Here is a 24,189-nt window from a genome sequence, read left to right on the forward strand (position 1 = left end):
TTATATAGTCGCGTACGTGTTTTTCTCTTATACGATTGTAACAGGAAGCTTACTTATTATCGATCAAACCTCTACCCGACTTACGGATATCGCCTTTGGTGGTAAGTTCCTGTGCCATTTTATCTAATACACCATTAACGAATTGTTTGCTTTTTGGTGTACTGTAGAGTTTAGATATTTCTATATACTCGTTAATGGTTACTTTTACGGGTATACTCCGGAAGATGTGCATTTCGCAAAGCGCCATTTTCAGAATAATCTTGTCGAGAGAGGCCACACGCTCCACATCCCAGTTCTTTACACTACCCGAGATCAGGGCTTCATACTTTTCGTCATCCTGGAGGGTCTGGTGGTAAAGCTCCTCAAAAAAGGCTTTGTCGTCGTCCCAGTTAGCAGAAAGGTCCAGCAGTTTCAGGTCTTCTCCGGTGGCTTCCTCGCCAAACAATTTTACCGTTTTGTTAACCAGGCTCTTCACAATGGCCTTGTTTTCGAACCAGTTCAAATCCTGCTCCTCAAACAAAGATTGTAAGTTTTTTTCTTTAAAAATAATGTTTTTAAAAATATGTTTGGTTACTTCCAGGTCGGCTTCTGGCGTAGGTTCCGGCAGGGCCAGGTAGTTCAGGAAGGCCTCATCCTGCTTCAGCACGTTCTTGTAAGCCAGCCTGATTTCGCTTATATCGGAGCCCCAGCTAATGCTTCTACGAATAATATGCTCCTGGTACGATTTGTTTTCCAGGATGCGCTTCACCACAGTGTTGCGCAGGAACTTCTTAACCTCAGGGCCTTTCGACTCCGTAAAGCGTTTCTCTTTTTTCTCTTCTTCTTCCTCGATCAGGCTAACCAGCAACTGCAGAATCTGCAACGTAGCCAGGTAATGGTCGTAGATGCGCTCTACCGCCCCAATCATCTGGTTAGCATAATAGGTATAATCTTTCTTGAGCTGATTATTGTACCAGCCAATTGCCCTGTTTACCGCACCTAGTATTTCTTTATCTGTTTCGTCGGTTTCGAACTGCTTCGTTTCGTGCCACTCTTTAAACAGAAGTGTAGCGATCTGCTTTTTACCTTCTAGCAGCTTTTTGTCCTGCACCTCCATAGAGTTGAGGTCTGGTGCGAAATCTTCGCTTATCTGGTCTAACGCCAGCAGATAATCTGAACCTTCGGCCTGCATGTAGGCATAGATGGCTTGCATTGCCTTGATTCGTAATGTTCTGCGGTTGAGCATAATGTTAAATGTAAAGAACGTTTTGTTTTGAACTTGTAAAAATATGAAAGCACCAGGTACTGCTGTTGCTGGGTTTAGTTATGCTTTTGTTAGGTATTCTGTTGCAGAAACAACTGCTTTTTAACGCAAAAGTGCCACAGGTAGTGCAGCACTTCTTTTCCGGAACCATTTTCTTAATAAGTAGACTTTAACTTGCTGATCTCAGCAATGCGTTTTTCAGCCATTCTGATGGCAGCCTGCTGGGTCGGTATGCCTTCTTCTTCGGCTTTTTGAAGCAGATCGAGAGTATAGCCGTAAATGCGCTCTGCCTGTGCGTAGGCGCGCTCGCGGTTATAGCCCACTAACTCAGCATATACATTTATAAGGCCACCAGCGTTTATCAGGAAATCAGGGGCATAGTAGATACCTCGCTCCAGCAGTGCCTGTCCATGCACAGTTTCGTCGCGCAGCTGGTTGTTGGCACTGCCTGCTATAACACGGCACTTGAGCCTGTTTATGGTTTTATCGTTAATAGTGCCGCCAAGGCCACAAGGCGAGAAAATATCTACATCCAGGTCGTAGATCTCGTCCATGCCCACTACCTGTGCTCCGTACTTAGACGACACATCGCGCAGGCGGTCCGCATAAATATCTGTTATAAATACTTTTGTGTTCTCCTTTGCTAGAAGCTCTACAAGAAATGCCCCCGCATTGCCTACCCCCTGCACCGCAATCTTTTTGCCCTCGAGCGAGTCGGTGCCGAATGCTTTTTTGGCAGCTGCTTTTATGCCCATGTACGTACCATAGGCCATTACCGGCGAAGGATCTCCGCCACCACCCATGGTCTCGGGCATGCCAGCCACATGCTCCGTCTCCATCCGGATGTACTCCATGTCTTTAGAGGTAGTCCCGATGTCTTCTGCAGTAACAAAACAACCGTTCAGGTTCTTGATAAACCGCCCAAACTTCCGGAACAAAGCCTCCGACTTGTCTTTGGCGGCATCGCCTATAATCACGGCCTTGCCGCCGCCAATATTAAGCCCCGAAATAGCGGCCTTGTAAGTCATGCCACGCGAGAGGCGCAGCACATCTTCCAGGGCTTCGGCCTCTGAGGCATAGCCCCACATGCGTGTACCACCCAACGCAGGCCCCAGCACAGTACTATGTACCGCAATGATCGCCTTCAGGCCTGTGTCTTGGTCGTGGCAGAAAACAACCTTTTCGTGGTTGTGCTCTGCTAGCTGACCAAAAACTGACAGGTCCTGCTGCTGCTGTTTTACTTCTTTCGTCTTTACCATTCATGCAAATGATTAATGGTTGCTTATCTTTGTACAGATATGGGTGATGCAGCTTGCCGTTTGCGAGCGCAAAATTACTCCTTTTTTTCAAGAATTCAATTTGTACTTTGCTTGTCTACGTAAAAGGCAGGGTGCCTGAAGCTATAAAACTGTGAAATCGTTAAGCTACCTCAATAAATACCTGCTAAAATATAAAGCGCGGCTCTTCTGGGGGCTCGTGTTTACCATTATCTCCAACTACTTCCAGATTCTGCCGGCGCAGGTGGTGCGCTACGCCTTCGACCTGATAAAAGAAGGCATTAACCTGCACCAACTCTACGAGGGCATGAGCCAGCAGAGCACCATCTACGATACTTTTGCGAAAAGCATTCTGGTGTACGGTATCGTTATTCTGGCTATGGCGCTGCTGCGTGGCCTGTTCCTGTTCTTTGTGCGCCAAACACTCATCGTGATGAGCCGCCTGATTGAGAACGACCTCAAAAACGAGATTTACGAGCACTACCAGAGCTTGCCGCTCAGCTTTTACCGCAAAAACAACACCGGCGACCTGATGGCCCGCATCTCAGAAGATGTAAGCCGGGTGCGCATGTACCTGGGGCCTGCCATTATGTACGGGCTCAACCTGGTGGTGCTGTTCATCATGGTTATTCCTTATATGCTGTCGGTTAACGTAAAGCTGACACTGTATACCCTGTTGCCCTTGCCGGTCCTCGCCATCAGTATTTACTATGTCAACAACATTATTCAGCGCAAGTCTGATGAGATTCAGCGAAGCCTCTCTGGCATTACTACCTTTGTGCAGGAGGCTTTCTCGGGCATCAGGGTGCTGAAGTCGTTTGTGCGCGAAGACGATTCTCACAATAACTTCACCACTGCCAGCAACACTTATAAAGACAAATCGCTGGATCTGAACTTCGTAAACTCACTCTTTTTTCCGCTGATTCTGTTCCTGGTGGGCCTGAGCACGATCATTACCATTTATATTGGCGGACAGGAAGTGATGAACGGCAGCATTACCACCGGTAATATTGCTGAATTCGTGATTTACGTGAACATGCTGACCTGGCCTGTAACCGCCCTGGGCTGGACGGCCAGCCTGGTGCAGCGTGCGGCAGCCTCCCAGGAGCGCATCAACGAGTTTCTGAATACTAAAACCACCATCATCTCCCGGAAAGATTTCAGCAAGGATATTCAGGGCGATATTGTGTTCGAAGACGTGAATTTTATTTACCCCGACACGAATATCCACGCACTGAAGAATGTGTCTTTCAGAATACAGCACGGCGAAACGCTGGCGGTAATTGGCAACACCGGCTCCGGCAAGAGCACCATTGCCACGCTGCTGCCCCGCATGTTTGATGTAACCAGTGGCCGCATTTTGATTGATGGCGTGGATGTACGCGATTACAACCTCATGAGCCTGCGCAGCCAGATTGGCTATGTACCGCAGGATGTATTCCTCTTTTCCGACACTATCAGCAACAACATCGGTTTTGGCTTGCCCGAGATTCAGGAGGAGCAGATGGTGCAGGCCGCTAAAGATGCCGACGTGTACGAAAATATAATCCGGTTTCCGGAGCAGTTCGAAACAAAACTGGGCGAGCGGGGCATTACTTTGTCTGGGGGGCAGAAGCAGCGGGTTTCTATTGCCAGGGCCCTGGTGCGCGAACCCAGCATCCTGATTCTGGACGACTCGCTCTCGGCTGTAGATACCAAAACAGAAAATGCCATTCTGAACAGCCTGCAGCGCATTATGGCCAATCGTACTTCCATAATTATTTCGCACCGGGTATCGTCGGTGAAGCTGGCCGACCGTATTCTGGTGCTGGAAGACGGGGTGATTGTGCAGCACGGCACGCATGAGGTGTTAATTCAGGAGCAGGGGCTTTATAAAGAGCTGTACGAGCGGCAGTTACAGACCGAAGATATGGACTAATACCAGCTGTTTTTGCATCCCTTTTCGGCAATTAAAGCAATTAGAACCGGCTGGCTGGAATTTTTTGTGACAGATTCTGTTATAGAAACGTATAGTTATCTGAATATCTAAAAAAATCCTGATTTATGGCCATCGACTTACAACAAATAGGGAAAAGGTTTAGGTTTTACACTCACCTGAAAGAGCTTGAAATTCCAGAAATTCAGAAGATAACGGGCAGCGATACCCAGGTACTGGAAAATATTATCTGCGGACAGGATTACATGTTAGATGAACTGGTCGCGATTATCAAGCATTTTCCTGATTTGAACTCGAAATGGCTCATTTACGGCGAAGGCAGCATGTTTAAGCCTATGAACGAAGACGGCACCTGCACCGGTAACCACCCCAAAGACTGCCTCAAAAAAGACAAAGCTCAGTATTTAAAGCAAATGCAGGAAATGCTGCTGGAGCTCGATGCCGCTGAGGTAGCCAAAGGCCATAAACCGGATATGGATGCCCTTCGCGCTAAAATTGTAGAACTTAAAGACAGCACCAGTACAGCAGCCGAATAACCTAGTGCTTCGCCAAATAAGAAATTAAAAATTATGCTGGCGCGAGCGGTCTCGCTCGTGACGATTATTCCGCGGCCTCTGGCCGCTTTGAAGTACTTATGCAGGTAGCATAATTCTATAAATTATAATGGAGGAGCACTAGTGCTCTTCCATTATATTTTATAGAATTGCCAAAGCTGGAGAATTGCTTCTTATGCTTCATTTCTAATTTTGAATTTCTAATTTTTAATTTGGCGCTGCACTAGTTGCAGTAGTTACCTATAAAAAGCCGGCATTTGAAAGAATGGCCGGCTTTACCTGTTTTAGCTCCGGCCTCCCAGTTTATTTCAGACCTGTAAATGTTTTGGTGAAGCAAGAGCAGGAACTTGATTATTCTAACAAAAAAGCCCTTCAGAAGGTAATTTTGCGTTTTGGCATCAAGGGTAGCTACTTATTTACAGCCCGCCCAGACCCTCGCAGGAGCTGCGCACGCTGCGAGGTCTTTATTTTGAAGCTTTTAGACGCAGCCGCTCCGACAGCGCCGGGGTTTGCAGCTCACGTAAAGCATCTGTTGCTATCCAGCGGGCACTCTTAGTTGGTTGCTGCTTTATCTCTTCTGCTGCGGCTATGGCTGCCTGGTTGAGCGTAAGGCTTCGCTTGCCAATTTGGCGGAGTGCCCAGTTTACGGCCTTCTTCACAAAATTGCGGTTATCATCGGCTTTTGCGATCATCAGCGGGAAGAACTGCAGAAACTGCTCGTCAGGACTTTTTTTTGCATGCAGGGCAAGCGTGGCCATCATAACAAAGCTGGCGCGTTTCTGGTATTCCGGTTCCCGCTGCGCCCACTCTTTGGCTTTGCTAAAGGCAAAAGGCGTTCTGTCGAATAGCACGCCGCAGGTCTGGTCGCACAGGTCCCAGGAGTTAAAGTCACTTACCCATTGCTCCATCAGGTCTTCTGTTACCTGCTTTGGGTCGGCCAGGTAAACCGCCAGCAGCCTTGCCTCATGCACCTTTGTTTGCCACAGCTCCAGTGCCAGCTCGTGGTTGCGTTTCAGTTCCTTCGCCAGCTTCTGAATAACTGGCATTCTGATGCCCAGCGCATGTTCTGTTGAAATGCCAAAGCGGCTCATGCCCTCTCTGTCGGTCGGGTTGCCAAGCGTTTCCAGTTGTGCCAGTACAGCTGCTGCATTCATGCGAGGAAGTTATTTAGTTAAATGGTTATATCGCCAACAACTAAAACAAAAGCCTTGGCTTAAAAACGCTCCATATCCTTCTGGAGGCCATTTTCATTTGAATAATTTGCAGCAAGGTTAAATTATTCAGATGAAAATGGCCTCCAGAAGCTTTCCAAGGTTTTTTAGGTCAAGGGTATTCAGGTTAGCTATTTCTGCACCGGCACTTCTACCACTCCTTTCTTATCTTCCGGGAACCACTCTACATAGAAGGGCTCCAGCTTCAGGTTGTTCTTTTCGGCGTGGTTAAAGAGGGCTTCGTAGAGCTTGTTCGGGGCCAGCATGTAATGGGCGTTTACCTCTGCCCGCAGCACCTGGCGGCCACCTGGCACAGTTCTGAACTCGAAGCCACCAGGCAACTGCTGTGTTGTGTCTGGCACCAGCACCCCGATAAAGGCGCTGATGGTGTCGCTGGCTTCGTCGGGGTTATTGTAGTAGATATTGGCTGGTACGCCGTCTAATTGTTTCTCGTCCAGCACCTGCGCAACCTGCCGGAAAGTGTTGCCGAGCACTTCGTCTTTGGTGTGGCCCCTGAAAGGCTTACCGGCTACAAATAATTGCTGAGAATTTGTGCTGGTAACGGTGGTGCCACTAAAACCTCCTAGCCAACCGTAAAAAATGGCTCCTGCTGCTATCAGGAGCAACATGATGCCTAAAAATTTTCTGTTCATAAGTTAATCATATTCTTGTACTGCATCTGGTACAGCTGGGCATAAAAACCATTGTGCCGGAGCAGCTCTTCGTGGTTACCGGTTTCTTTTATCTCGCCTTTGTCCATTACGATAATCTTATCGGCTTTCTGAATGGTGGAAAGGCGGTGGGCAATCACAATAGAGGTTCTGCCGCGCATAAGCTGCTCGATGGCGTATTGTATGAGTTCTTCGGTTTCGGAGTCTACGCTGGAGGTGGCTTCGTCCAGAATAATAATCTGAGGATTGTACACCATGGCCCGCACAAAAGAGATCAGCTGCCGTTGCCCACCCGATAGCGTGGCGCCACGCTCCATAACCGGGTAATGCAGGCCGCCGGGCAGACGCTCTATAAACTTACGGGCTCCCACCAGGTCGGCGGCGTGCCACATCTGTTCCTCTGTAATGTTGGTGTTACCCAGGCTAATGTTGTCGGCAATGGTGCCGGAGAAGAGGAACACATCCTGCAGCACCACGCCAATATGATGGCGCAGCGCACTCAGGTCATACTCCTTCAGGTCGTGCCCGTCTATTAAAATATGGCCGCTGTTTATTTCGTAGAAGCGGTTGAGCAGGTTAATAACCGAAGTCTTGCCCGCGCCTGTGGCTCCTACAAACGCCACGGTCTCTCCTGCTTTCATCTCAAAAGAGATATTCCGTAACACCCACTCCTCGTCCTGGTAAGCAAACCACACATTTCTGAAAGAGACATCGCCTTTTATGGTATCAGGTGTGAAAGAGCCGTTGTCGGCGATCATTTCTTTGCTGTCGAGCAGGCGCATGAGGCGCTCGGTGCTCACCACTCCCAGTTGCAACGTATTAAAGCGGTCGGCGATCTGCCTGATAGGCCGGAAAAACATCTGGATGTACATGATAAATGCCATGAGCGTGCCCAGCGTAATGCTGTCGTCGAGCACACCGTAAGCGCCGTACCACACCAGCAGGCCCAGACCGGCTGCTGCTATAATCTCGGCTACCGGAAAGTAAATAGAATAGTACAGCACAGAGCGGATGTTGGCGCGTGTGTGTTCTTTGTTTATCTCGCGGAACTTCTGCATCTCACGCTCCTCGTTGTTGAAGATCTGCACAATGCTCATGCCCGTAATATGTTCCTGCACAAACGAGTTGAGCCTTGCTACTGCCGTCCGCACTTCCTGAAATGTGTCCTTTATCTTCTCTTTAAAAATGTAGGTGCTTATGAGCATCAGCGGGAAGGTGGAAAGGCTTATCAGCGTCAGCTTTACATCGATGTAAAACATAAAGCCCACGATAAATACCAGCTGCAGAATATCGCCGATCATAGCCGCCAGACCTTCGCTGAACACGTCGGACAGGGTTTCTACATCTGACACGTTACGGGTTACCAGGGTGCCGATGGGGGTGCGGTCGAAGAACTTGAGGCGCAGGTTCAGGATGTGCCGGTAGAGCTTTACCCGGATGTCGCGGACTACGTGCTGCCCCAGCCAGCCGGCAAAATAAGTATGCAGATATTGCACGATGGCGTGCACCACCAACAGCACAGCCAGTATTACAAACATGCGGTTCAGTCCTTCCCAATCGTTTCCCAGAATATCGTGGTCTACGGTGTACTGAATCAGGAACGGGCGCACAGCCGAGAGTACGGCAGAGGCAAAGGTTAAGAAAACGATAAAGTTAAATGTCTTGATGTAGGGCTTCACAAAAGTGAACAGCCGCTTGAGCACATCAGCGTCAAATGCTTTACCTGTTGCTTTGGGCGTATTTTCCAAAATAGAGAAGTCTTTGTTTTCGTAGAATCCAAGCTAACGCAAAATCAGTCTCTACTGTACGTGCTCCTGATCCTAACAGATCGTAAAGTTACGATTTTTTAGATGGGATATTGCTCCTGCCCCACCCCGAATTTGCCGCTGCCTAAGCCTCTTCTGTACCTGCCAACAAAAGCAAGGCCCCGACTGAAACAGCCGGGGCCTTGCTTTTGTTGGCTCTTGCTCCTGTTGGGCGCTTCGCCAACCTGGAAATCAGAAATATTGAAATTTGTATTGTTACTTATCTAACACGATTTTGATGGTTTTTACTTCGCCAGCCGTTACAAAGCGGGCTATGTAAATACCTTTTACCAGCTTGCTGCCGCTTAACTGGTAGGCATGTGTGGCACCTGCCATGCCTTCGCCTGCAGCCAGCGTGTTTACCAGCACACCTTTGGCATCGAACAGCTCCAGGCGGTAATCGCCGGCTTCTTTTAAGGTAAAGCTGATGCGGGTAGACTCACCAAACGGATTCGGGTAAGCCACCAGGCTGTTGTCTTCGGCTTGCAGGACCTGTGCTTTCTTCTGGTTAGAGGCAGAGGCAATAGCAGCCTTAGCACCGCATGGCCCTACGGAGCAGCCATGTGCCAGGTGTGCTTTTACAGCACTTGCCGCTATACAAATTTCCTGGCCGTTGTGGCAAACAAGTACTTTGTCGTTTTTGTTGCCGCAACGCGCATCTACAACCGTTATGGTAACAGCACCAGCAACAGGGCAACCTTGTGCCGTAGTAGCAGTAACCTGAATGGTGTAAACTCCGGCAGCAGTTGGCGTAAACACTGTAGTAGCACCTGCTGTTTTGCTTAAGCCGGCAGCCCCCGACCATACGTAATTGCCTGCACCTGCAGCCGCCGTTAGTGAAACGCTCTGCGATTCGTAACCCAGCACAATGGTGTTAGCACCAGCCCCTCCTGAAACAGAAACAGCCAACGCAGATGACACACCGGTTACAGTTACCTGTTGTGTGGCAGTAGCTTTGTTGCCGGCTTTGTCTGTTACCGTCCAGGTTACGGTGGTGGTGCCGGCCGGGAAGGTGGCAGGAGCATTGTTTTTCACACTGCCTATTTCGCAGTTGTCGTTTACAACAGGTGTGCCTAAGGCTACAGTAACTGCGCCGCATGCGCCAGTTGTGCCGCTCAATGTAACCGCAGCAGGTGCTACTATAGTAGGGAGTATGGTATCTGGTGTAGTGCCGATAGTTACTGTTTGTGCCACAGACTCGCAACCAGTAGCTGCTTTCACCTGCAGGGTATACGTGCCGGCTGTTAACCCGTTAAACACATTTTTGGTGCTGTACGCTCCGCCGTTAAGCGCGCAAAGGTAACCTGCTATAGAGTTTATGGTGATAGTACCGTTGCTGCCACCTACACAGCTCACATCGGTTTTAGAGAACGTAAAAGTAGGCAGCGCGTTAATTACCATATCGGCTGCGGCAGATACCAGGCCATAATCACCTACTACCACTCTAAGCTTATAACCTGCTCCTGCCGGTATGCTGGCTGGTACCGTGGCTTTTATTTCAGCTACGTTAGCATCTGTGAACGTGGTAAGAGTAACCGGTGCGGCAAAACTGCCAGTAGCATCAGACAGCTGCAACGCGAAAGTAGTACCTGGCTTGTAAAAGCCAATGGCATTAAACGGCACTGTTAGCTCGGAGCCATGGCAGTAAGAAATAGTGCCGGCAGGCGCAAACTGCAGGTCGTTAGTTCCTAAGTAAGTCAGCAGGTTTTTATGCACGTTGGCTACATCTTCCGCAGGAGCCCAGTCTTCGTAGTGGCCCTGGAAGAAAGTTAAGGTCAGGCCACCTATTATTACAGTACCTGCTCCCCATTGCTTCTCGGCCAGATACACCTCATCAGACTCAAGATCCTTTATAATGTTAGTCAGGCCAGTGCCAAGTACTTTATGGTGCGAGAAGGCGCTGCCTGTCCAGTCGTTGGCCACTGTTTTAAGCGGACCTCTGAAGATAGAGTGGCTGGCGTTTGCTTTCTCCCCGTAAAAGCCATAAGAGCCATCTTCAGCCCACATAAGCTGAACATCATCAAACCCGATAGTAAGAGCATAAGGGCCTTCGCTTGGAGCAGCGTTCACCAGAAGTTTACCACCATTTTTTACCCAGGCTTCCATGGCCGGACGGTTGGCATCCAGGAACTCGAGCATCTCTTCGGTGCCGCAGTTGCTTCCTTCAATAAAAATAAACTCGTTGCTTGCAGAAAACAAAGTGGCCGGATCGGTTGTCTCGAAATGTTGCTGCTGCCAGTTGCCAGCACCAAATACGGCATCCATCGCTACCTCATTGCCGCTCAGTTCCCAGAACGCGCCACATGTATTGGTGCGTATATACACGTTGCCCTGAGCATATGCCTGCACGCTGCCTGTTACGAAAATCAGTAAAAATAAAAAGCGTAAAATTGTCTTCATATAAAAATTGCTTGGTATTAATTAGAAGTATTTACAAAACCATAAGCCTCGAAGCCGGTTACGCCTTTGCTGGTGCGGTGCAGTGTTAAGTCACTTTCGGCAGGTTGAGCAGATGCCGGCAAAGTGGTAACCAGCAAAAGGCTAAAGCTAAAAAAGAAGCTCAGCAGCATTCTGACAGTAGCAGGCCAGGGCAAGACGGCAGTTACAGCCTTACAGCGATTTTCGTTTTGTCTCATATGTATCTGTTAAAAAGGTTAGCTTTCATTTCCATTGATGATTATGAACAACCAAACAGGCATAGCAAGCCCGTTCAGCTTAAAAGCTGATTTGCCAGATAAGTGACAGTTGTATAAGCATGAGCAAAAAAATTTGCACCCTATACGGCACTTTTCAGTAGCCAAAAATTTTTGGCGTAGAACATCATGTAGTATTTGTTGCTCTGTTTAGGACACAATGAGACACATATCTCACCTATAGAGCAAGGTCAGGGAAAGCGTAAATTTGTTTACATATAGCAACTATGGGTTAATAAAGGCACTAGTGCTTTGGTAAAAGCGTGTAAATTTTAAGTCTGCTAAAACAGCAAATAAGTTCTATACAAGCTACTTCAAGACCTTCTTACAACTAAACTCTTAAAGCTATTTAAAGCGCTTACCAAACAATAGCCCTGTGTTATAGTAAGTGTACCTGCTAAAATTCTAAGCTTAACTGCTAATTATATTTTTATTTTAATAATTAAATTTTATATAAATAAAATTTAATTATTCTGGTGTTTGCTGTAATTGTGTGTAAATATAAGATATATTATATACACACAAGAGGTAAGAGCTTATTTTTTCAATTATTTTTTATACCTGTTTTCAGGTAATGCCCGGAAACACATTATTGGCTTAATTTAATGTGTTATGTAGGATTAGACATTTCTTAGTAGCTGCCGCACCTTGGGCATTAATAGCAAAGCACTTCAACGATCCAGTACAAATTTATGGATTCAAAACGGGCTTCAGAGGCTATAAAAACAGAAGTTTATGCTTGAAATGATGTAAGAATTTGCTGCGGATATTCAACTTTAGCCAGATAGAGGCCTTCGGCAGGAGCAGCCCCGCTTGCGTTTTTACGATTTTGGCTGGCAACGGCGGCTTCGAACTCCGCTATACTGCGTTTGCCTTTTCCAACATCTATCAGCGTACCAACCACCAGCCGCACCATGCCCCGCAAAAACCGGTTCGCCCGAATAGTAAAGAGCAACTCATTGCCTTCCTGCTGCCACACCGCCTCATAAATGTTGCAGTTATAATGTTTGGTATCGCCTTTCACTTTTGAGAAGGTAGTAAAATCATGGTAGCGGAGCAGCACAGCAGCAGCCTCGTTCATGTGCTGCACGTTTGGCTGGCAATTTAAGTAATAGGCATGGTACCGCTGAAAGGGGTCTTTGGCCAGCGTAATGCGGTAATGGTAAGTGCGGGCAAAGGCATCGAAACGGGCATGCGCCGCATCGGGTACGGCATAAAGCTGTTTTGCTACTATATCGGGTGGCAACAGGCGGTTAAAGCGGTAGCAGGCTTGTTTAACCTCCAACGGCTCCGGCACATCGAAATGCACAAACTGCTGACTGGCATGCACACCGGTATCGGTGCGGCCACTGCCTACAGAACTTATCGGGTAGCGCAGCACTTTGCTCAGGCAATCGTCGAGCACCTCTTGCACAGTATGGGCATTGGGCTGTGTTTGCCAGCCATGGTATCGGGTGCCGTCGTAGGCTATTTCCAGAAAGTACCGCATGCCGCAAAGGTAAGAAGAGTTTATTTAGTTAAGAGTTATGAGTTAAAAGTTAAAAGTTTTTTGTGGTTGTAGATTGTGTATCTTGACTTACCGGAATCAGGAATTACATCAGCTTGAGTAACACGATCACGTATCACGATTCTCGTATCACGATGCACGAATTTTATCATCTCTATAGCAATGGATTAAATATAGATAAGTTATGTCGCCTTCTATCAACTGTTTTTTATTCTTACCAACTCCCTCTAACCAACCATATAACAATTCAACCATATAACAATTAAGCCATTTAACATTCAGCAACCAATAACAAAATTATTCCAATGCAAAATGCCTTCCGAAGCTAAAAACGGCCTTTTGGTGCCAAGGGTCTCAGGCTTTTTCATAGATAACAGCTACTCCCTGGCCTACGCCTACGCACATGGTGGCCAGGCCGTAGCGGGCATTGGGGCGGCGCTGCAGCTCGTGCAGCAAGGTGGCGGTTATGCGTGTGCCGCTTGCTCCGAGTGGATGGCCAATAGCAATGGATCCTCCGTTAACATTCACCTTATCCGGGTCCAACTCCAGTTGCTGCATACAAGCTACTGCCTGTGCTGCAAAGGCCTCATTCAGCTCCACCAGATCAATGTCTTTTAGCTTCAGGCCGGCCCGTTGCAGGGCTTTCTGAACAGCCGGCACTGGCCCCATGCCCATGTAGGCAGGATCTACGCCAGCAACAGCCATAGCTACTATGCGGGCCATCGGCTGTAGTTGCAGGCGCTTCAGCAGTTCCTCTCCCACTACCAGGGCTGCGGCTGCGCCATCGTTTATACCCGATGAATTACCGGCTGTTACCGTACCTCCCTCACGAAAAGCAGGCGCTAAAGTAGCCAGTTTCTCTAATGAGGCAAGCCGTGGGTGCTCATCTGCAGCAAAAATATGCGGCTCGCCTTTTGGTTGCGGCACCTGCACGGGCACAATTTCGGCACTAAATTTACCGGCATGGGCGGCGGCTCTGTATTTCTGCTGCGACTGGTGTGCAAACTTATCCTGGGTTTCACGTGAAATGCTGTATTTGCTGGCTACGTTCTCGGCTGTTTCGCCCATGCTATAAGGGTAATGGAGCGCAACGAGGTTAGGGTTTGTAAATCGCCAGCCAATGGTGGTGTCGTAGAGTTCGGCGGTTCGGGCAAAGGAGGAGGCTGCTTTTGCCAGTACAAACGGCGCTCGCGTCATACTTTCTACACCACCGGCTATATAAGCCTCACCATCGCCACAGGCTACGGCACGTGCAGCATCTATAACAGCTTGCAGGCCAGAGGCACACAACCTATTAACAGTTAGCCCCCCGATCTCCTGCGGAAGCCCGGCCAGCAGTAGCGCCATGCGTGCCACGTTCCGGTTGTCTTCTCCGGCCTGGTTAGCGGCTCCCAGTATCACGTCTTCCAAAAGTTGCGGGTCGAGGCGGGGGTTGCGTAGCAGGAGTTGCTGTAACACATGCGCTGCCAGGTCGTCGGGGCGGACGGTGCTGAGCGAACCTGCAAATTTTGCGACGGGCGTGCGAACCACATCGAGTATATAAGCCGTTTTCATTGTTTTTTATTTACAGGTGAAGCGCTTGAATGGAATTTTGCCTACTTTTGCGTGATTTTGCAAGTTAAGTTTACTCCATTATGATCCAAAGAATTCAATCTGTATTTCTATTTCTGCTGGTACTGGCCATGGTTTCGTTGTTGTTTGTCGATATCTGGTCTAAAACAGACTCTACTTCCGGCCAAACAGTGGTACTTACCGCTTTTTCTATAGATACGCATTTCCTGAACGAACAGGGGGAGGCCACGAACACTGGTGCCACCCAATCGCAGGGCGCTATTGCTATTGGCCTGCTGGCTATTGTTGCGGCTGTAATTGCGCTGTACGAGATTTTTCAGTTTAAGAACCGACTTACTCAAATGAAGCTCGGCCTCTTTAATACGCTGGTGCTGGTGGCGCTGTTTGGCACCTGCTTTTACCAGGCCAACTACATCGCCAACGATATGGTTATGTCTGATATGTCGGGCATTTACGAGCCAGGCTTTTACATGCCGGTGCTGGCGCTGCTGCTAAATGCCCTGGCAAACCGTTTTATTAAAAGAGACGAAGACCTGGTTCGCTCTGTAGATAGATTACGCTAAGGAACAGCAAGTAGGCAATAGCAGCATAATTTGAAATCTATTTCAGAATCAGGTTTCAAATTATGCTAATGAAAACAGCCTCCGGAAGGATTTTTAGTTGAATGCTGCCAAGGGTCTACCCACTTATTTTATTTGCTCGCAGTACTTCTGCAAACAGGTTTTAAGAGTAAGATGTAAAGGACCAGAGGCTGTAGAATAGCAGTTACAGCGAAAGGCGCTTGTTATTGATTTCTGACTTGGCGCAGCAAATTGCTTGTCCTTCTAAAACGTTCTTTCAGGAGTATTACACATACAAAAGGCCTCTGCTCAAATGCAGAGGCCTTTCTTTTTTACCTTGAAAATAAACACCAGAAAAATAGCTGTTGCCAGTTTACCTGCGCCGGGAGTTTATGAATTTCTCCATTTCCTGAATGCTGGTATCGAATTTAAAGGCATCGTACACGTAGTAGAAGCGTTCTTTGTCGCAGATGCGCTCGTAAGCAAACTTCGCAAACTCTACCCGTGAACCTTCGTATTCGAACTGCTCCAGGAGTTCCTTCAGATCTTCGGAGGTAATGCTGTTGCTCCGAACTGCCTCCCGCGCAATGGTAAGTTTGGTGCTTTCGAGCTCCCGTGCTTTAATTGATTCTAGCAGCTTATCGAAGTCGTAGCGCGTTATGGCGTTTTGGCAGTAGTCATCGTCTGCAGGAGTCTGCACCGCTGGCTCCTGCAGTTGCTCTTGCTGCTGTGGTGTACCGTACTCGCCGGGGTAGTGGCGGGGCTGGTTTGGCTGCTGCGGAAGTGGTGCGCCCACGGGCGGCCGCAGCGGCACATCAGCCAGCCTTTGTATGCGAACCCTGCCATTGCGCCCGACAACTACCAGCCTGTAATTCGATTCAAAACCGACCGGCAACAGCACCCTGGTACCGGTTCTGTAAATGCCGTAGCGCCCCCTTATGCTGAACTCCACCAGGTGCTGCCCCGGCTGCAGGTTGGCCACCCGCACCACATTTCTGGCAACAGAATTAACCAGCTTGCCATTGAGGTACATCTGGAACGGCTCGCCTCTTTTGGTGCTGAATGTTACGGCTGAGGCTTGGGTAAAAAGCGGCAACAAGACCAGCAGGAGCGGAAGTAGAAGCTTTTTCATAGAAATATAGGTTTTAACTCATACTTCTGATAAGCCAATTATTATGCCAGATACTGCACCAAAATGCAAGGGTATTGTCGCTAAATCATGTACCAATCTGCTTCATCGCACAAATGTCAAAGTTTGTAATTAACCCCAAAGCCTAAAGATTTGTAGAGATGGAATAAGCCAGTAATGCCTTGGTCCCAATCATAATTGGAGGAGTTTCTGCCTGTGAGGTTATATTTATAAAAGTAGTACTCGGCAAAACCTTCGAACCGACTGCTAATTCTATAGTCTATTCCAATTGCAGCTGTAACGAAATTATTTGCTCCTTTATCTTTTACAGCTAAAATGGTACTGCATTCGCCATGATGCATTTCTTCAACTGTAGTTTTGGTAGTACCTCATGCGGGCATAAAAGTATGGCCCAATAAATTGGCATTTGGGCAATACTTAAAGAAGGTACCATTATAGCTAGGAGCAGATAGGCTAGTGCTTTCATACGCTATTCATAAAGCAAAAACCGCAGAAGCTGAAGATATAAGGTTCAGCTTCTGCGGTACTGTTAAGGAAAAAGCACCTTATGCGATAGAGTAGCCAAAGGCAATATTATTTTTGTAGGCCGAAACGATACTTAATGCCAAAGGCCGGACTAGCAACATTCATTTTTCCGCCATCTCCTCTGTGATTAGGCTCCGTAGGATAATAAAGCCCTCTGAAGTCAGCTGACACGGCTAGGGGAAGCTTCCCTAAGCCTATTTCTACACCAGCTATAAATCCAATTCCTCCTCTTATCAAGGTGCCACTACCAGGAGGCTCTAACCAGGATTTAGAATTAAGTAAAAATATTCCTCCGCCAGCTCCATAATAGATCAATAAATTACGAGACTTAAACATCCTGTTGTGTCGCTCATACATCAGCGAAAGCTGGTAGGCATTATTATTGGCAATCACCTTGGATACCCCTGCCTCTAACGCACTTTGTATACTTACAAAGTATTTAGCAGTCAGACCTAAATCGTACTCGCCAACCAGATTTAAACCTCTAACACCCACTGCCAGCTTGTATGGCGGAACAGTTGCAGCATTAATGACTTTCTGAAGTCTTAATGAATCCTCTTGTGCCATAACCCGATTTATAAATGGAAAGAGTAGCAGTAACGTTACTGATAAAATACGATTCATTAAAACTATTTTTTAATACAAAAATAAATATAATCCCCTCCAGCACCTTCATTTAGATCTTGAGGAAGTTTTACCCATCCTGTTGGAGGAGAAATAGAACTACTATTACCGTAAAGGACCCCAACTTCTTTAATAGTACCAGGATACGAAGTATACATATCGCATTTTTCCTGATATGCATAAATGTACTTTCCTCCTGCCCCATCATTAAGATCTGGTGTATGAAATCCAAATGCATCTTTTACTTCAATTGGAGGTGAACATAATGTAGGCCAGCCATTAAGTCCTCCAATAGTGTAGCTCATAACTATAATATTTTTTACAGGTACATAACCTCCGTATGATTGGTCAGTTACCCAATTTGATGATCCTCGTACTTGACCTGGATCACGCGTAAAAGTCAAGTAAATGTATTGCCCTCCAGCACCCCTATTTAAGTCTGCATTAATTTTATGATAACCTGCTAATGAAGGATTAATAGAAGCTGAGCTGCCTTTGATAATCTTTAGATCTTGAATTGCATTAGTGGGATTATGAGCAAAATAATATCCATAACCTACACCAACAGAACTAACAAAATTAGAGGTCACTCCACCGCCAGAACCACCACATCCATAACAAGGATCAGGGGGGTAATTACCTTCGCCTGGATCGAGTATATCGCAACCTGTACACGGATCACCAGGACCAAATGCGGTCATTGTACCTTCTACCTGATCATACTTAGGGCGGGTCGGCCTTTCTTTACCGCCATAATCCGGCAATTGCACCTCTTTACTTACATATTGACCAGATTTGTCCGTCTTGTATCTTTCATCTTTATCGCCTGCTTTTTTTGCTGCCTGCTCCGCCTTTAGCTCGTTGAGCAAAGGTGTTATAGTTTCTTCAGCTTTTTCGCAGCCGAACAGCAGCATGTTACTTGCAAGAAACAAGAAGAAAAGAACTCTTAATAAGGATGTTCTGCTAAAAAATGGGGGGGGGGAATTTTGATTTCATTAATTTAAATAAGATTTTGTTGAAAGATGAAGCAATATAATGCCTTTCTAACTAAAAAAAGTGGAAATTAACAACCTTTTGGTAACATATGTTTCAGTACAATCAACTGCGCTTTATTTTTTCAACCTCCTCTATTTCAATCATTTATTATCTTTAACAATACTTTATCTGTAACATCAGACAAGGTTCCTGCTAAAAATAATTACAGAATAAAAACCAAAAAAGCTCACAGGCCTGATGTACCTGTGAGCTTTTTAAATTCAAGAACTGCCGTTGCGGCTGCTTCTTTAAGGTATAATCAGCCTTTATAATAAAATTCGCCGTGGCTGCTCCTAATGGTGAGTTCGTTTGCTTTGCTGCCTTCTACATGGCCAATTACCTGCGCCTCCACGCCAAACGAGCGGGAGATGGCAATCAGGTCATCCGCGTATTGCTCCGGCAGGTATACCTCCAGGCGGTGGCCCATGTTAAAGACCTTGTACATTTCTTTCCAATCGGTGTGGCTTTGCTCCTGAATTATGCGAAACAGCAGCGGAGTAGCAAAAAGGTTATCTTTTACAATATGTACCTGATCGGTAAAGTGCAGCACTTTGGTTTGGGCACCACCGCTGCAGTGCACCATACCGTGTATGTGCTGTCGGTATCCTTTTAGTATTTCTCTTACAATAGGCGCATACGTACGGGTTGGCGATAGCACCAGTTTGCCTATCTCCTGCCCTGTCTCTTCGTTTACATCTGTGAGCCTATAGTTGCCGGAGTACACCAGGTCTACGGGCAATTCCGGATCGTAGCTCTCCGGGTAAGATTTGGAAAGGTATCTGTGGAACACATCGTGGCGGGCCGAGGTAAGGCCATTGCTGCCCATGCCGCCATTGTACTCGTCTTCGTAGTTGGCCTTGCCATAAGAGGCGAAACCCACTATCACATCGCCTGCCTGAATATTGTGGTTCGAGATTACTTCATCGCGGCGCATGCGGGCGGTAACGGTGCTGTCTACAATAATGGTGCGTACCAGGTCGCCTACATCGGCTGTTTCGCCACCTGTGCTGTAGATACCGATGCCGTTGTCGCGGAGCATCTGCAGCACTTCTTCGGTGCCGTTTATAATGGCGGCAATCACTTCGCCGGGTATCAGGTTTTTGTTGCGGCCAATGGTAGACGAGAGCAGAATGCCATCGGTTGCGCCTACACAGAGCAGGTCGTCGGTGTTCATAACTACGGCATCCTGGGCAATACCTTTCCAAACGCTCAGGTCGCCGGTCTCTTTCCAGTACATGTAGGCCAGCGACGATTTGGTGCCGGCACCATCTGCGTGCATAATGGCGCAGTAGTCCGGGTCGCCGGTAAGAATATCGGGTATAATTTTACAAAATGCCTTCGGGAAAAGGCCCTTATCGATGTTTTTAATAGCGTTGTGAACGTCTTCTTTAGAGGCTGAGACACCACGACGCAAATATCTGTTTTCCATAGTGCTGGATGGTTTGCCTGTAAATTTAACAAATCCTTTGCAGGAGAGAGATAATAAAATTAAAAAGTTAGGAATTGGCTGGCCTGGCAGAAGCATTTACCAGATGTATAGGTGTAGCTAATAGCCGGTCTGGCTGCTGTACCAGACTTGGGAACTGTCGGAGTAGCAGCATTCAGGATAGAAGACCCTTGACTTGATTTCCGGCAAAACGCTTTGGAAGGCTGATTTGATTTGAATAATTTGAGTGTATAACATATGAAGGGGTATTCATATTGTAATACTTCTATTAAGCAAGGTTCCATCTGCCTTAGCTGCAGCTCAATCCGGTGCCCTCCTGCTGTTTTGTTCTATTAGCAGAAGTCTTAGCGCTCACGGCCGCGAGGCCTCGTCCTTGGCCATCGGCGCTGCACATCTTTCCTGCCCTGCGGGCTGCCTGCGGCACCGGAAACATGTGAGGCGCCTCAAGCCAAGGACTGGGATTTGATCGATAGCCAAGGCTGATGCCACGCAATAGCCTTTTATCACTAATAGTTCTATATAGATACCCCAAAATATGTTATGCACTCGAATAATCCTTTTGCCATTTAACCATTCAGCAATTAACAACCAACTACCAATTATTCTAATGAAAATGGCCTTCCGAAGCTATTTCATGGTTCTGGGTGTCAAGGGTTACGCCATTACTGCATAAAATAAAAGCCTTAGAAACCAACAGTTAATGCGGTTGCCAAGGCTTTTGGTTTGTAACGTATTCTTAAAATTAATCTGCTATCCGGATTACCTTAAACTCGGTGCGGCGGTTGCGTTGGTGCTGTTCCTCGTTAGTGGCATTTTTTATAACCAGCCTGCTCTCGCCATAGCCTTTGGCCGTAATGCGTTCCTGATCTATGCCTTTAGAAACAATGTAAGCCACTGCAGACTCCGCTCTGCGCTGCGACAGGTCCATGTTGTAGGCATCGGAACCGCGAACGTCGGTGTGTGAGCTAAGTTCTATCGAAATGCGTGGGTTGTCGATGAGGATTTGTACCAACTTGTCGAGTTCCAGCGCTGCATCTTCCCTGATGTCGGCTTTATCCAGATCATAATAGATGTTTTCGAGTACAATCGGTTTTTCGCGCACGATCTCGTTCAGCACCAGCGTTGCTGTCAGGCGCACTTCGTTCACTTCTTCGGTCAGTTCGCTTTGTGGTGGCATTTTACCTACGGTGGTAATGCGCTGGCGTGCCGTAAAGAAGCCTGATTTCTCGGCTACAACCGAATAAGTAGAGGCACTGTCGAGGGTAAAGGTGAACTTGCCGGCGGCATCGGTGCTTGTTTCGCGGAGCCTTTTGCCGCTCTCGTCCTGCAGCACCACAATATTATCGGGCACCAACACCTGCTGGCGGGCACCATCGCGGCGCAGGAACAGGGTACCATCTACAAAGAAGTTCACCTGCTTCTTAACCGACCTGCTGAAGGCATAAATATCGTCGCCGCCTTTACCACCTGCTCTGTTAGAGGTAAAAAATCCGTTCTCCACATCTTTAAACACAAGACCGAAATCGTCGCCTGTTGAGTTGATGGGCGCACCCAAATTCACGGGTTTACCGTCTTCGATCCGGAACAGGTCGAGCCCGCCCAGCCCCGGCAGGCCATCGGAGGCAATATACAAGGTGCCATCGGGAGCTACGTGCACAAAGGTTTCGTTGCCGGGCGTGTTAATCTCAGGCCCCAGGTTAACGGGAGCTGAAAAACGGCCTTTTTCGTCGAGGGTGGTTTTGTAGATATCGGTACCGCCCTGGCCACCTCTGCGGCTCGACGAGAAGTACATGGTTTTGCCATCGGGCGAGAAAGCTGGCGAAGAATCCCAGGCACGAGAATCGTTGATGCTCAGAACCTTAGGCTCTGACCAGGCACCAGACCGGAATGTGGAGGTGAACAGGTTTACATTCTGGCGGCCTTTGCGCGTGCCTTCGTTGCTGCGGGCAAACACCATTATCTGGCCATCGGCAGTAAAAGCAGGCAAAGCATCGTGCATGCCATCTAAGTTCACGCCTTCGAACTTGCGCACAGTGGTACCGATAGCTTCTAAAGAGTCGCTCAGGTTGGCGGCATAAATATCTATAAAGCCTTCGCCGTTGCCCATGTACAGCTTGCCGGCTCCTCTTGTAGATGAAAAAACCAGTTCGTTGTTTAAGATCAGCGGAGCAAACTCAGAACCTTCGGTGTTCAACGTTTCGAGGTGCTCAATCTCGAACTCCGGGTGCTTTTTCAGGATGTCTGACAAGGAGGCAAAGTTCTCTACTTCGCGGGTTGCCAAGGCTTTTAAGGTGGCGTTGCGGGCTACTTTCACGTATTCCTGCAATTGCCGCTGCGACTCCTCGTACTTACCGTTAGCCTTCAGCGACATGCCGTAGTGGTAATACAGGTCTTCTTTCCGGAAGTTGGCGCCCAGTGCTGCTCTGTAAAATGGCTCTGCCTGCTCCAGCCTGTTCGATAACCGGTACGATTCGGCTATTTTGTAGTTCACCTCCCCTTTTCTGTCGGTTTTGCCTAAGGCCTGCGAGTAATACTCGATGGCCCGCTGATACTGTTCCTGCTCAAACCGCTTATCGCCCTGGTTCAGGTAGCGGCCAGTACCGCAAGCCCCCAGCAAAAGCAGTAACAGCACAAAAACTGGCAATCGCTTCAGGCTGGAAGCGGGCAACAGGAATGATGGTAGCTGAAGCATGAACAAGTCTGTTTGAATTAAAAATATTTAGAAAGCCAGCTGTTACCGGCAGGTCGTGGCCAGGCAGACTGCAGCTCTCCTAAATTATTCACTAAAGTATCGAAGTATAATGAATTTTCGCGAATCTCGCCAGCAGATACTTTGTCTTTTAACTGGCTAAGTGGCACCAGTTGCACCTCGTCGTTCTGCAAAAAGGCCAGCCTGGTGCGGTCGAAAAGCGAAATGCCGAACTGCCTCTCGAGCTCACGCACAAAATTCACGGAGCTGTCTATGGAGCATCCGCTGGCAGAGGTGGCGCTCTCGTTGTTGGCCAGCACCAGGAACTGGTGGTGCAACAGCGTAGCCGATGCCTGCAGGCCTGTGCCGTGGCTACTCCACTCTGATGCAAAACGTTCTAACATCGGTTTTATTTCAGCCTGCTCTGCTTCTGTGAATGGGCGGCTGGCCTGGTAAATCCAGAGGCGGGCATGTGGCGGCAGTTGATCGAATGGGATATACATATTACGTGCTTATACTACTATATAGAAATACCTGTTGCAATTTACAACAGGTATATGATTTTGTTTTTGTTATCTGAATTAACGAAAATTTCACGAAGCTGCGTCTATTGGCAACTCCTTTTTTCAAGGATTATTCAGATAGACATTAGATACTAAATACTAGATATAAGATACTAGATTTTGTCCGAAGCTGGTTTACTCCCCTCAGACGCTCGCAGGAGCTGCGCACACTGCGAGGTCTTTGCTGCTCATATACTCAGATTAACCATTTAACAATTCAACCATTTAACAATTCAACCATTTAACCATTAAGCAATCAGCAAGAAATTATTCTAATGAAACAGGCCTTCCAAAGGTTTTTATGAAGTAAAAGGCTCAGGGCTTAACGACTCAGACCTTCTGCCTGCGCAATGAGTTCTGCTATATCGAAAACCTTTACTTTTTCTTCCTGCTCTTTGTTCTTTACACCGTCTGTCATCATTACCATACAGAAGGGGCAGGCGGTGGCTATTACGCTGTCGCTGGTGCCAAGTACTGCCAGGGCTTCTTCGGTGCGCTCTATGTTTACGTCTTTTTTGCCGGGCTCTGGCTCTTTAAACATCTGGGCACCACCGGCACCACAGCATAAGCCATTGGCACGGCTGCGCTTCATTTCTACTAGGTCGGCATCGAGGGCAGCCAGCACCTCGCGGGGAGCCTCGTAAATATCGTTGGCGCGGCCCAGGTAGCAGGAGTCGTGGAACGTGATGCGGCGCCCCTGGAATGCCTCGCCTTTCGCAACCCGCACTTTGCCTTCGTTTATAAGCTGCTGCAGAAATGTGGAGTGGTGTATTACTTCGTAGTTGCCACCCAGGTCGGGGTATTCATTTTTAAGCGTGTTAAAACAATGCGGACAGGCAGTCACGATTTTCTTCACATTATAAGCATTCAGTACCTCGATGTTGGTGAGGGCCTGCATCTGGAACAGGAACTCGTTGCCGGCACGCTTTGCCGGGTCACCGGTGCAGCTCTCTTCGGTACCCAGCACTGCGTATTTAATGCCTACATGCTCCAGTATCTGCACAAAAGCACGGGTTACGCGCTTGTATCGGTCGTCGAAAGCACCTGCACATCCTACCCAGAACAGTATCTCTGGTTCCTCGCCATTAGCAGCCATCTCGGCCATGGTAGGCACTTTCACTAGTCTT

19 protein-coding genes are annotated in these 24,189 nt (G+C 47.8%); 3 read left to right on the forward strand and 16 right to left on the reverse strand.

Annotated features, from left to right (window positions below; genetic code table 11):
* Positions 1 to 49: 49 nt before the first annotated feature.
* Positions 50 to 1,192, reverse strand: coding sequence for a transcription antitermination factor NusB (gene nusB / locus FVR03_RS00545; RefSeq protein ID WP_255473979.1), 1,143 nt, complete (start codon positions 1,190 to 1,192; stop codon positions 50 to 52).
* 206 nt (positions 1,193 to 1,398) lie between these two features.
* Entirely contained in the window at positions 1,399 to 2,502 is a 1,104-nt protein-coding gene (locus tag FVR03_RS00550) for a Glu/Leu/Phe/Val family dehydrogenase (RefSeq protein ID WP_147919799.1), read from the reverse strand.
* A 151-nt stretch (positions 2,503 to 2,653) separates the two neighbouring features.
* Here FVR03_RS00550 and FVR03_RS00555 point away from each other — a divergent pair, with 151 nt between their 5' ends.
* Both FVR03_RS00555 and FVR03_RS00560 read left to right on the forward strand, forming a co-directional pair.
* Positions 2,654 to 4,438 (forward strand): ABC transporter ATP-binding protein, encoded by a 1,785-nt coding sequence (locus tag FVR03_RS00555; RefSeq protein WP_147919800.1) that lies wholly within the window; start codon positions 2,654 to 2,656, stop codon positions 4,436 to 4,438.
* A gap of 125 nt (positions 4,439 to 4,563) precedes the next feature.
* The gene (locus tag FVR03_RS00560; RefSeq protein ID WP_147919801.1) at positions 4,564 to 4,992 is read left to right on the forward strand and encodes a hypothetical protein; all 429 of its coding nucleotides are present in this window, start codon (positions 4,564 to 4,566) and stop codon (positions 4,990 to 4,992) included.
* 482 nt (positions 4,993 to 5,474) lie between these two features.
* Here FVR03_RS00560 and FVR03_RS00565 read toward each other — a convergent pair whose 3' ends face one another.
* The 7 genes from FVR03_RS00565 to FVR03_RS00595 all read right to left on the reverse strand — a co-directional run bounded on the left by FVR03_RS00565 (position 5,475) and on the right by FVR03_RS00595 (position 14,451).
* Positions 5,475 to 6,164 carry a DNA alkylation repair protein gene (locus tag FVR03_RS00565; protein WP_147919802.1) on the reverse strand — a complete coding sequence of 230 codons (690 nt, stop codon included), beginning with the start codon at positions 6,162 to 6,164 and terminating at the stop codon, positions 5,475 to 5,477.
* A gap of 188 nt (positions 6,165 to 6,352) precedes the next feature.
* Positions 6,353 to 6,874, reverse strand: a complete 522-nt coding sequence (locus tag FVR03_RS00570) for a GyrI-like domain-containing protein (RefSeq protein WP_147919803.1) — start codon at positions 6,872 to 6,874, stop codon at positions 6,353 to 6,355.
* On the reverse strand, positions 6,871 to 8,640 hold the full coding sequence (locus FVR03_RS00575; RefSeq protein WP_147919804.1) for an ABC transporter ATP-binding protein: 1,770 nt from the start codon (positions 8,638 to 8,640) through the stop codon (positions 6,871 to 6,873). Before FVR03_RS00575 ends, FVR03_RS00570 begins: the two co-directional genes overlap by 4 nt.
* A gap of 273 nt (positions 8,641 to 8,913) precedes the next feature.
* Positions 8,914 to 11,097, reverse strand: a complete 2,184-nt coding sequence (locus tag FVR03_RS00580) for a T9SS type A sorting domain-containing protein (protein WP_147919805.1) — start codon at positions 11,095 to 11,097, stop codon at positions 8,914 to 8,916.
* A gap of 17 nt (positions 11,098 to 11,114) precedes the next feature.
* Positions 11,115 to 11,333, reverse strand: a complete 219-nt coding sequence (locus FVR03_RS00585; protein WP_147919806.1) for a hypothetical protein — start codon at positions 11,331 to 11,333, stop codon at positions 11,115 to 11,117.
* 790 nt (positions 11,334 to 12,123) lie between these two features.
* A complete protein-coding gene (truA, locus tag FVR03_RS00590) occupies positions 12,124 to 12,879 on the reverse strand; it encodes a tRNA pseudouridine(38-40) synthase TruA (protein ID WP_147919807.1) in 756 nt (251 codons plus the stop codon).
* A gap of 372 nt (positions 12,880 to 13,251) precedes the next feature.
* A complete protein-coding gene (locus FVR03_RS00595; RefSeq protein WP_147919808.1) occupies positions 13,252 to 14,451 on the reverse strand; it encodes a thiolase family protein in 1,200 nt (399 codons plus the stop codon).
* Between the two features lie 80 nt (positions 14,452 to 14,531).
* On the opposite strand from FVR03_RS00595, the gene FVR03_RS00600 reads away from it, so the two are divergent.
* Complete coding sequence (locus FVR03_RS00600) at positions 14,532 to 15,032, forward strand: DUF4293 domain-containing protein (protein ID WP_147919809.1); 501 nt, start codon at positions 14,532 to 14,534, stop codon at positions 15,030 to 15,032.
* Positions 15,033 to 15,402: 370 nt separating this feature from the next.
* Here FVR03_RS00600 and FVR03_RS00605 read toward each other — a convergent pair whose 3' ends face one another.
* The 7 genes from FVR03_RS00605 to FVR03_RS00635 form a co-directional block, all read right to left on the reverse strand.
* Entirely contained in the window at positions 15,403 to 16,161 is a 759-nt protein-coding gene (locus tag FVR03_RS00605) for a proline and serine-rich protein 1 family protein (RefSeq protein WP_147919810.1), read from the reverse strand.
* 591 nt (positions 16,162 to 16,752) lie between these two features.
* The gene (locus FVR03_RS00610; protein WP_187269978.1) at positions 16,753 to 17,328 is read right to left on the reverse strand and encodes a hypothetical protein; all 576 of its coding nucleotides are present in this window, start codon (positions 17,326 to 17,328) and stop codon (positions 16,753 to 16,755) included.
* Between the two features lie 5 nt (positions 17,329 to 17,333).
* Positions 17,334 to 18,242 carry a hypothetical protein gene (locus FVR03_RS00615; RefSeq protein WP_147919812.1) on the reverse strand — a complete coding sequence of 303 codons (909 nt, stop codon included), beginning with the start codon at positions 18,240 to 18,242 and terminating at the stop codon, positions 17,334 to 17,336.
* A 380-nt stretch (positions 18,243 to 18,622) separates the two neighbouring features.
* Positions 18,623 to 19,792 carry an AIR synthase related protein gene (locus FVR03_RS00620; RefSeq protein WP_147919813.1) on the reverse strand — a complete coding sequence of 390 codons (1,170 nt, stop codon included), beginning with the start codon at positions 19,790 to 19,792 and terminating at the stop codon, positions 18,623 to 18,625.
* A 760-nt stretch (positions 19,793 to 20,552) separates the two neighbouring features.
* Positions 20,553 to 22,502 carry a CHU_0125 family OmpA-like outer membrane integrity protein gene (locus FVR03_RS00625; RefSeq protein ID WP_147919814.1) on the reverse strand — a complete coding sequence of 650 codons (1,950 nt, stop codon included), beginning with the start codon at positions 22,500 to 22,502 and terminating at the stop codon, positions 20,553 to 20,555.
* 17 nt (positions 22,503 to 22,519) lie between these two features.
* The gene (locus FVR03_RS00630; protein WP_147919815.1) at positions 22,520 to 23,002 is read right to left on the reverse strand and encodes a hypothetical protein; all 483 of its coding nucleotides are present in this window, start codon (positions 23,000 to 23,002) and stop codon (positions 22,520 to 22,522) included.
* Positions 23,003 to 23,384: 382 nt separating this feature from the next.
* Positions 23,385 to 24,182 (reverse strand): (Fe-S)-binding protein, encoded by a 798-nt coding sequence (locus FVR03_RS00635; RefSeq protein ID WP_255473983.1) that lies wholly within the window; start codon positions 24,180 to 24,182, stop codon positions 23,385 to 23,387.
* Positions 24,183 to 24,189 lie beyond the last annotated feature (7 nt).

It is taken from the genome of Pontibacter qinzhouensis, assembly GCF_008017455.1.
Taxonomy (GTDB): domain Bacteria; phylum Bacteroidota; class Bacteroidia; order Cytophagales; family Hymenobacteraceae; genus Pontibacter; species Pontibacter qinzhouensis.

Coding starts and splice junctions, on each gene's coding strand:
- FVR03_RS00550 (WP_147919799.1), bottom strand. CDS start 2,502: ATGGTAAAGACGAAAGAAGTAAAACAGCAGCAGCAGGACCTGTCAGTT.
- FVR03_RS00580 (WP_147919805.1), bottom strand. CDS start 11,097: ATGAAGACAATTTTACGCTTTTTATTTTTACTGATTTTCGTAACAGGC.
- FVR03_RS00560 (WP_147919801.1), top strand. CDS start 4,564: ATGGCCATCGACTTACAACAAATAGGGAAAAGGTTTAGGTTTTACACT.
- FVR03_RS00585 (WP_147919806.1), bottom strand. CDS start 11,333: ATGAGACAAAACGAAAATCGCTGTAAGGCTGTAACTGCCGTCTTGCCC.
- FVR03_RS00625 (WP_147919814.1), bottom strand. CDS start 22,502: ATGCTTCAGCTACCATCATTCCTGTTGCCCGCTTCCAGCCTGAAGCGA.
- FVR03_RS00595 (WP_147919808.1), bottom strand. CDS start 14,451: ATGAAAACGGCTTATATACTCGATGTGGTTCGCACGCCCGTCGCAAAA.
- FVR03_RS00610 (WP_187269978.1), bottom strand. CDS start 17,328: ATGAATCGTATTTTATCAGTAACGTTACTGCTACTCTTTCCATTTATA.
- FVR03_RS00620 (WP_147919813.1), bottom strand. CDS start 19,792: ATGGAAAACAGATATTTGCGTCGTGGTGTCTCAGCCTCTAAAGAAGAC.
- nusB (WP_255473979.1), bottom strand. CDS start 1,192: ATGCAAGCCATCTATGCCTACATGCAGGCCGAAGGTTCAGATTATCTG.
- FVR03_RS00600 (WP_147919809.1), top strand. CDS start 14,532: ATGATCCAAAGAATTCAATCTGTATTTCTATTTCTGCTGGTACTGGCC.
- FVR03_RS00630 (WP_147919815.1), bottom strand. CDS start 23,002: ATGTATATCCCATTCGATCAACTGCCGCCACATGCCCGCCTCTGGATT.
- FVR03_RS00570 (WP_147919803.1), bottom strand. CDS start 6,874: ATGAACAGAAAATTTTTAGGCATCATGTTGCTCCTGATAGCAGCAGGA.
- truA (WP_147919807.1), bottom strand. CDS start 12,879: ATGCGGTACTTTCTGGAAATAGCCTACGACGGCACCCGATACCATGGC.
- FVR03_RS00565 (WP_147919802.1), bottom strand. CDS start 6,164: ATGAATGCAGCAGCTGTACTGGCACAACTGGAAACGCTTGGCAACCCG.
- FVR03_RS00605 (WP_147919810.1), bottom strand. CDS start 16,161: ATGAAAAAGCTTCTACTTCCGCTCCTGCTGGTCTTGTTGCCGCTTTTT.
- FVR03_RS00615 (WP_147919812.1), bottom strand. CDS start 18,242: ATGCTGCTGTTCGGCTGCGAAAAAGCTGAAGAAACTATAACACCTTTG.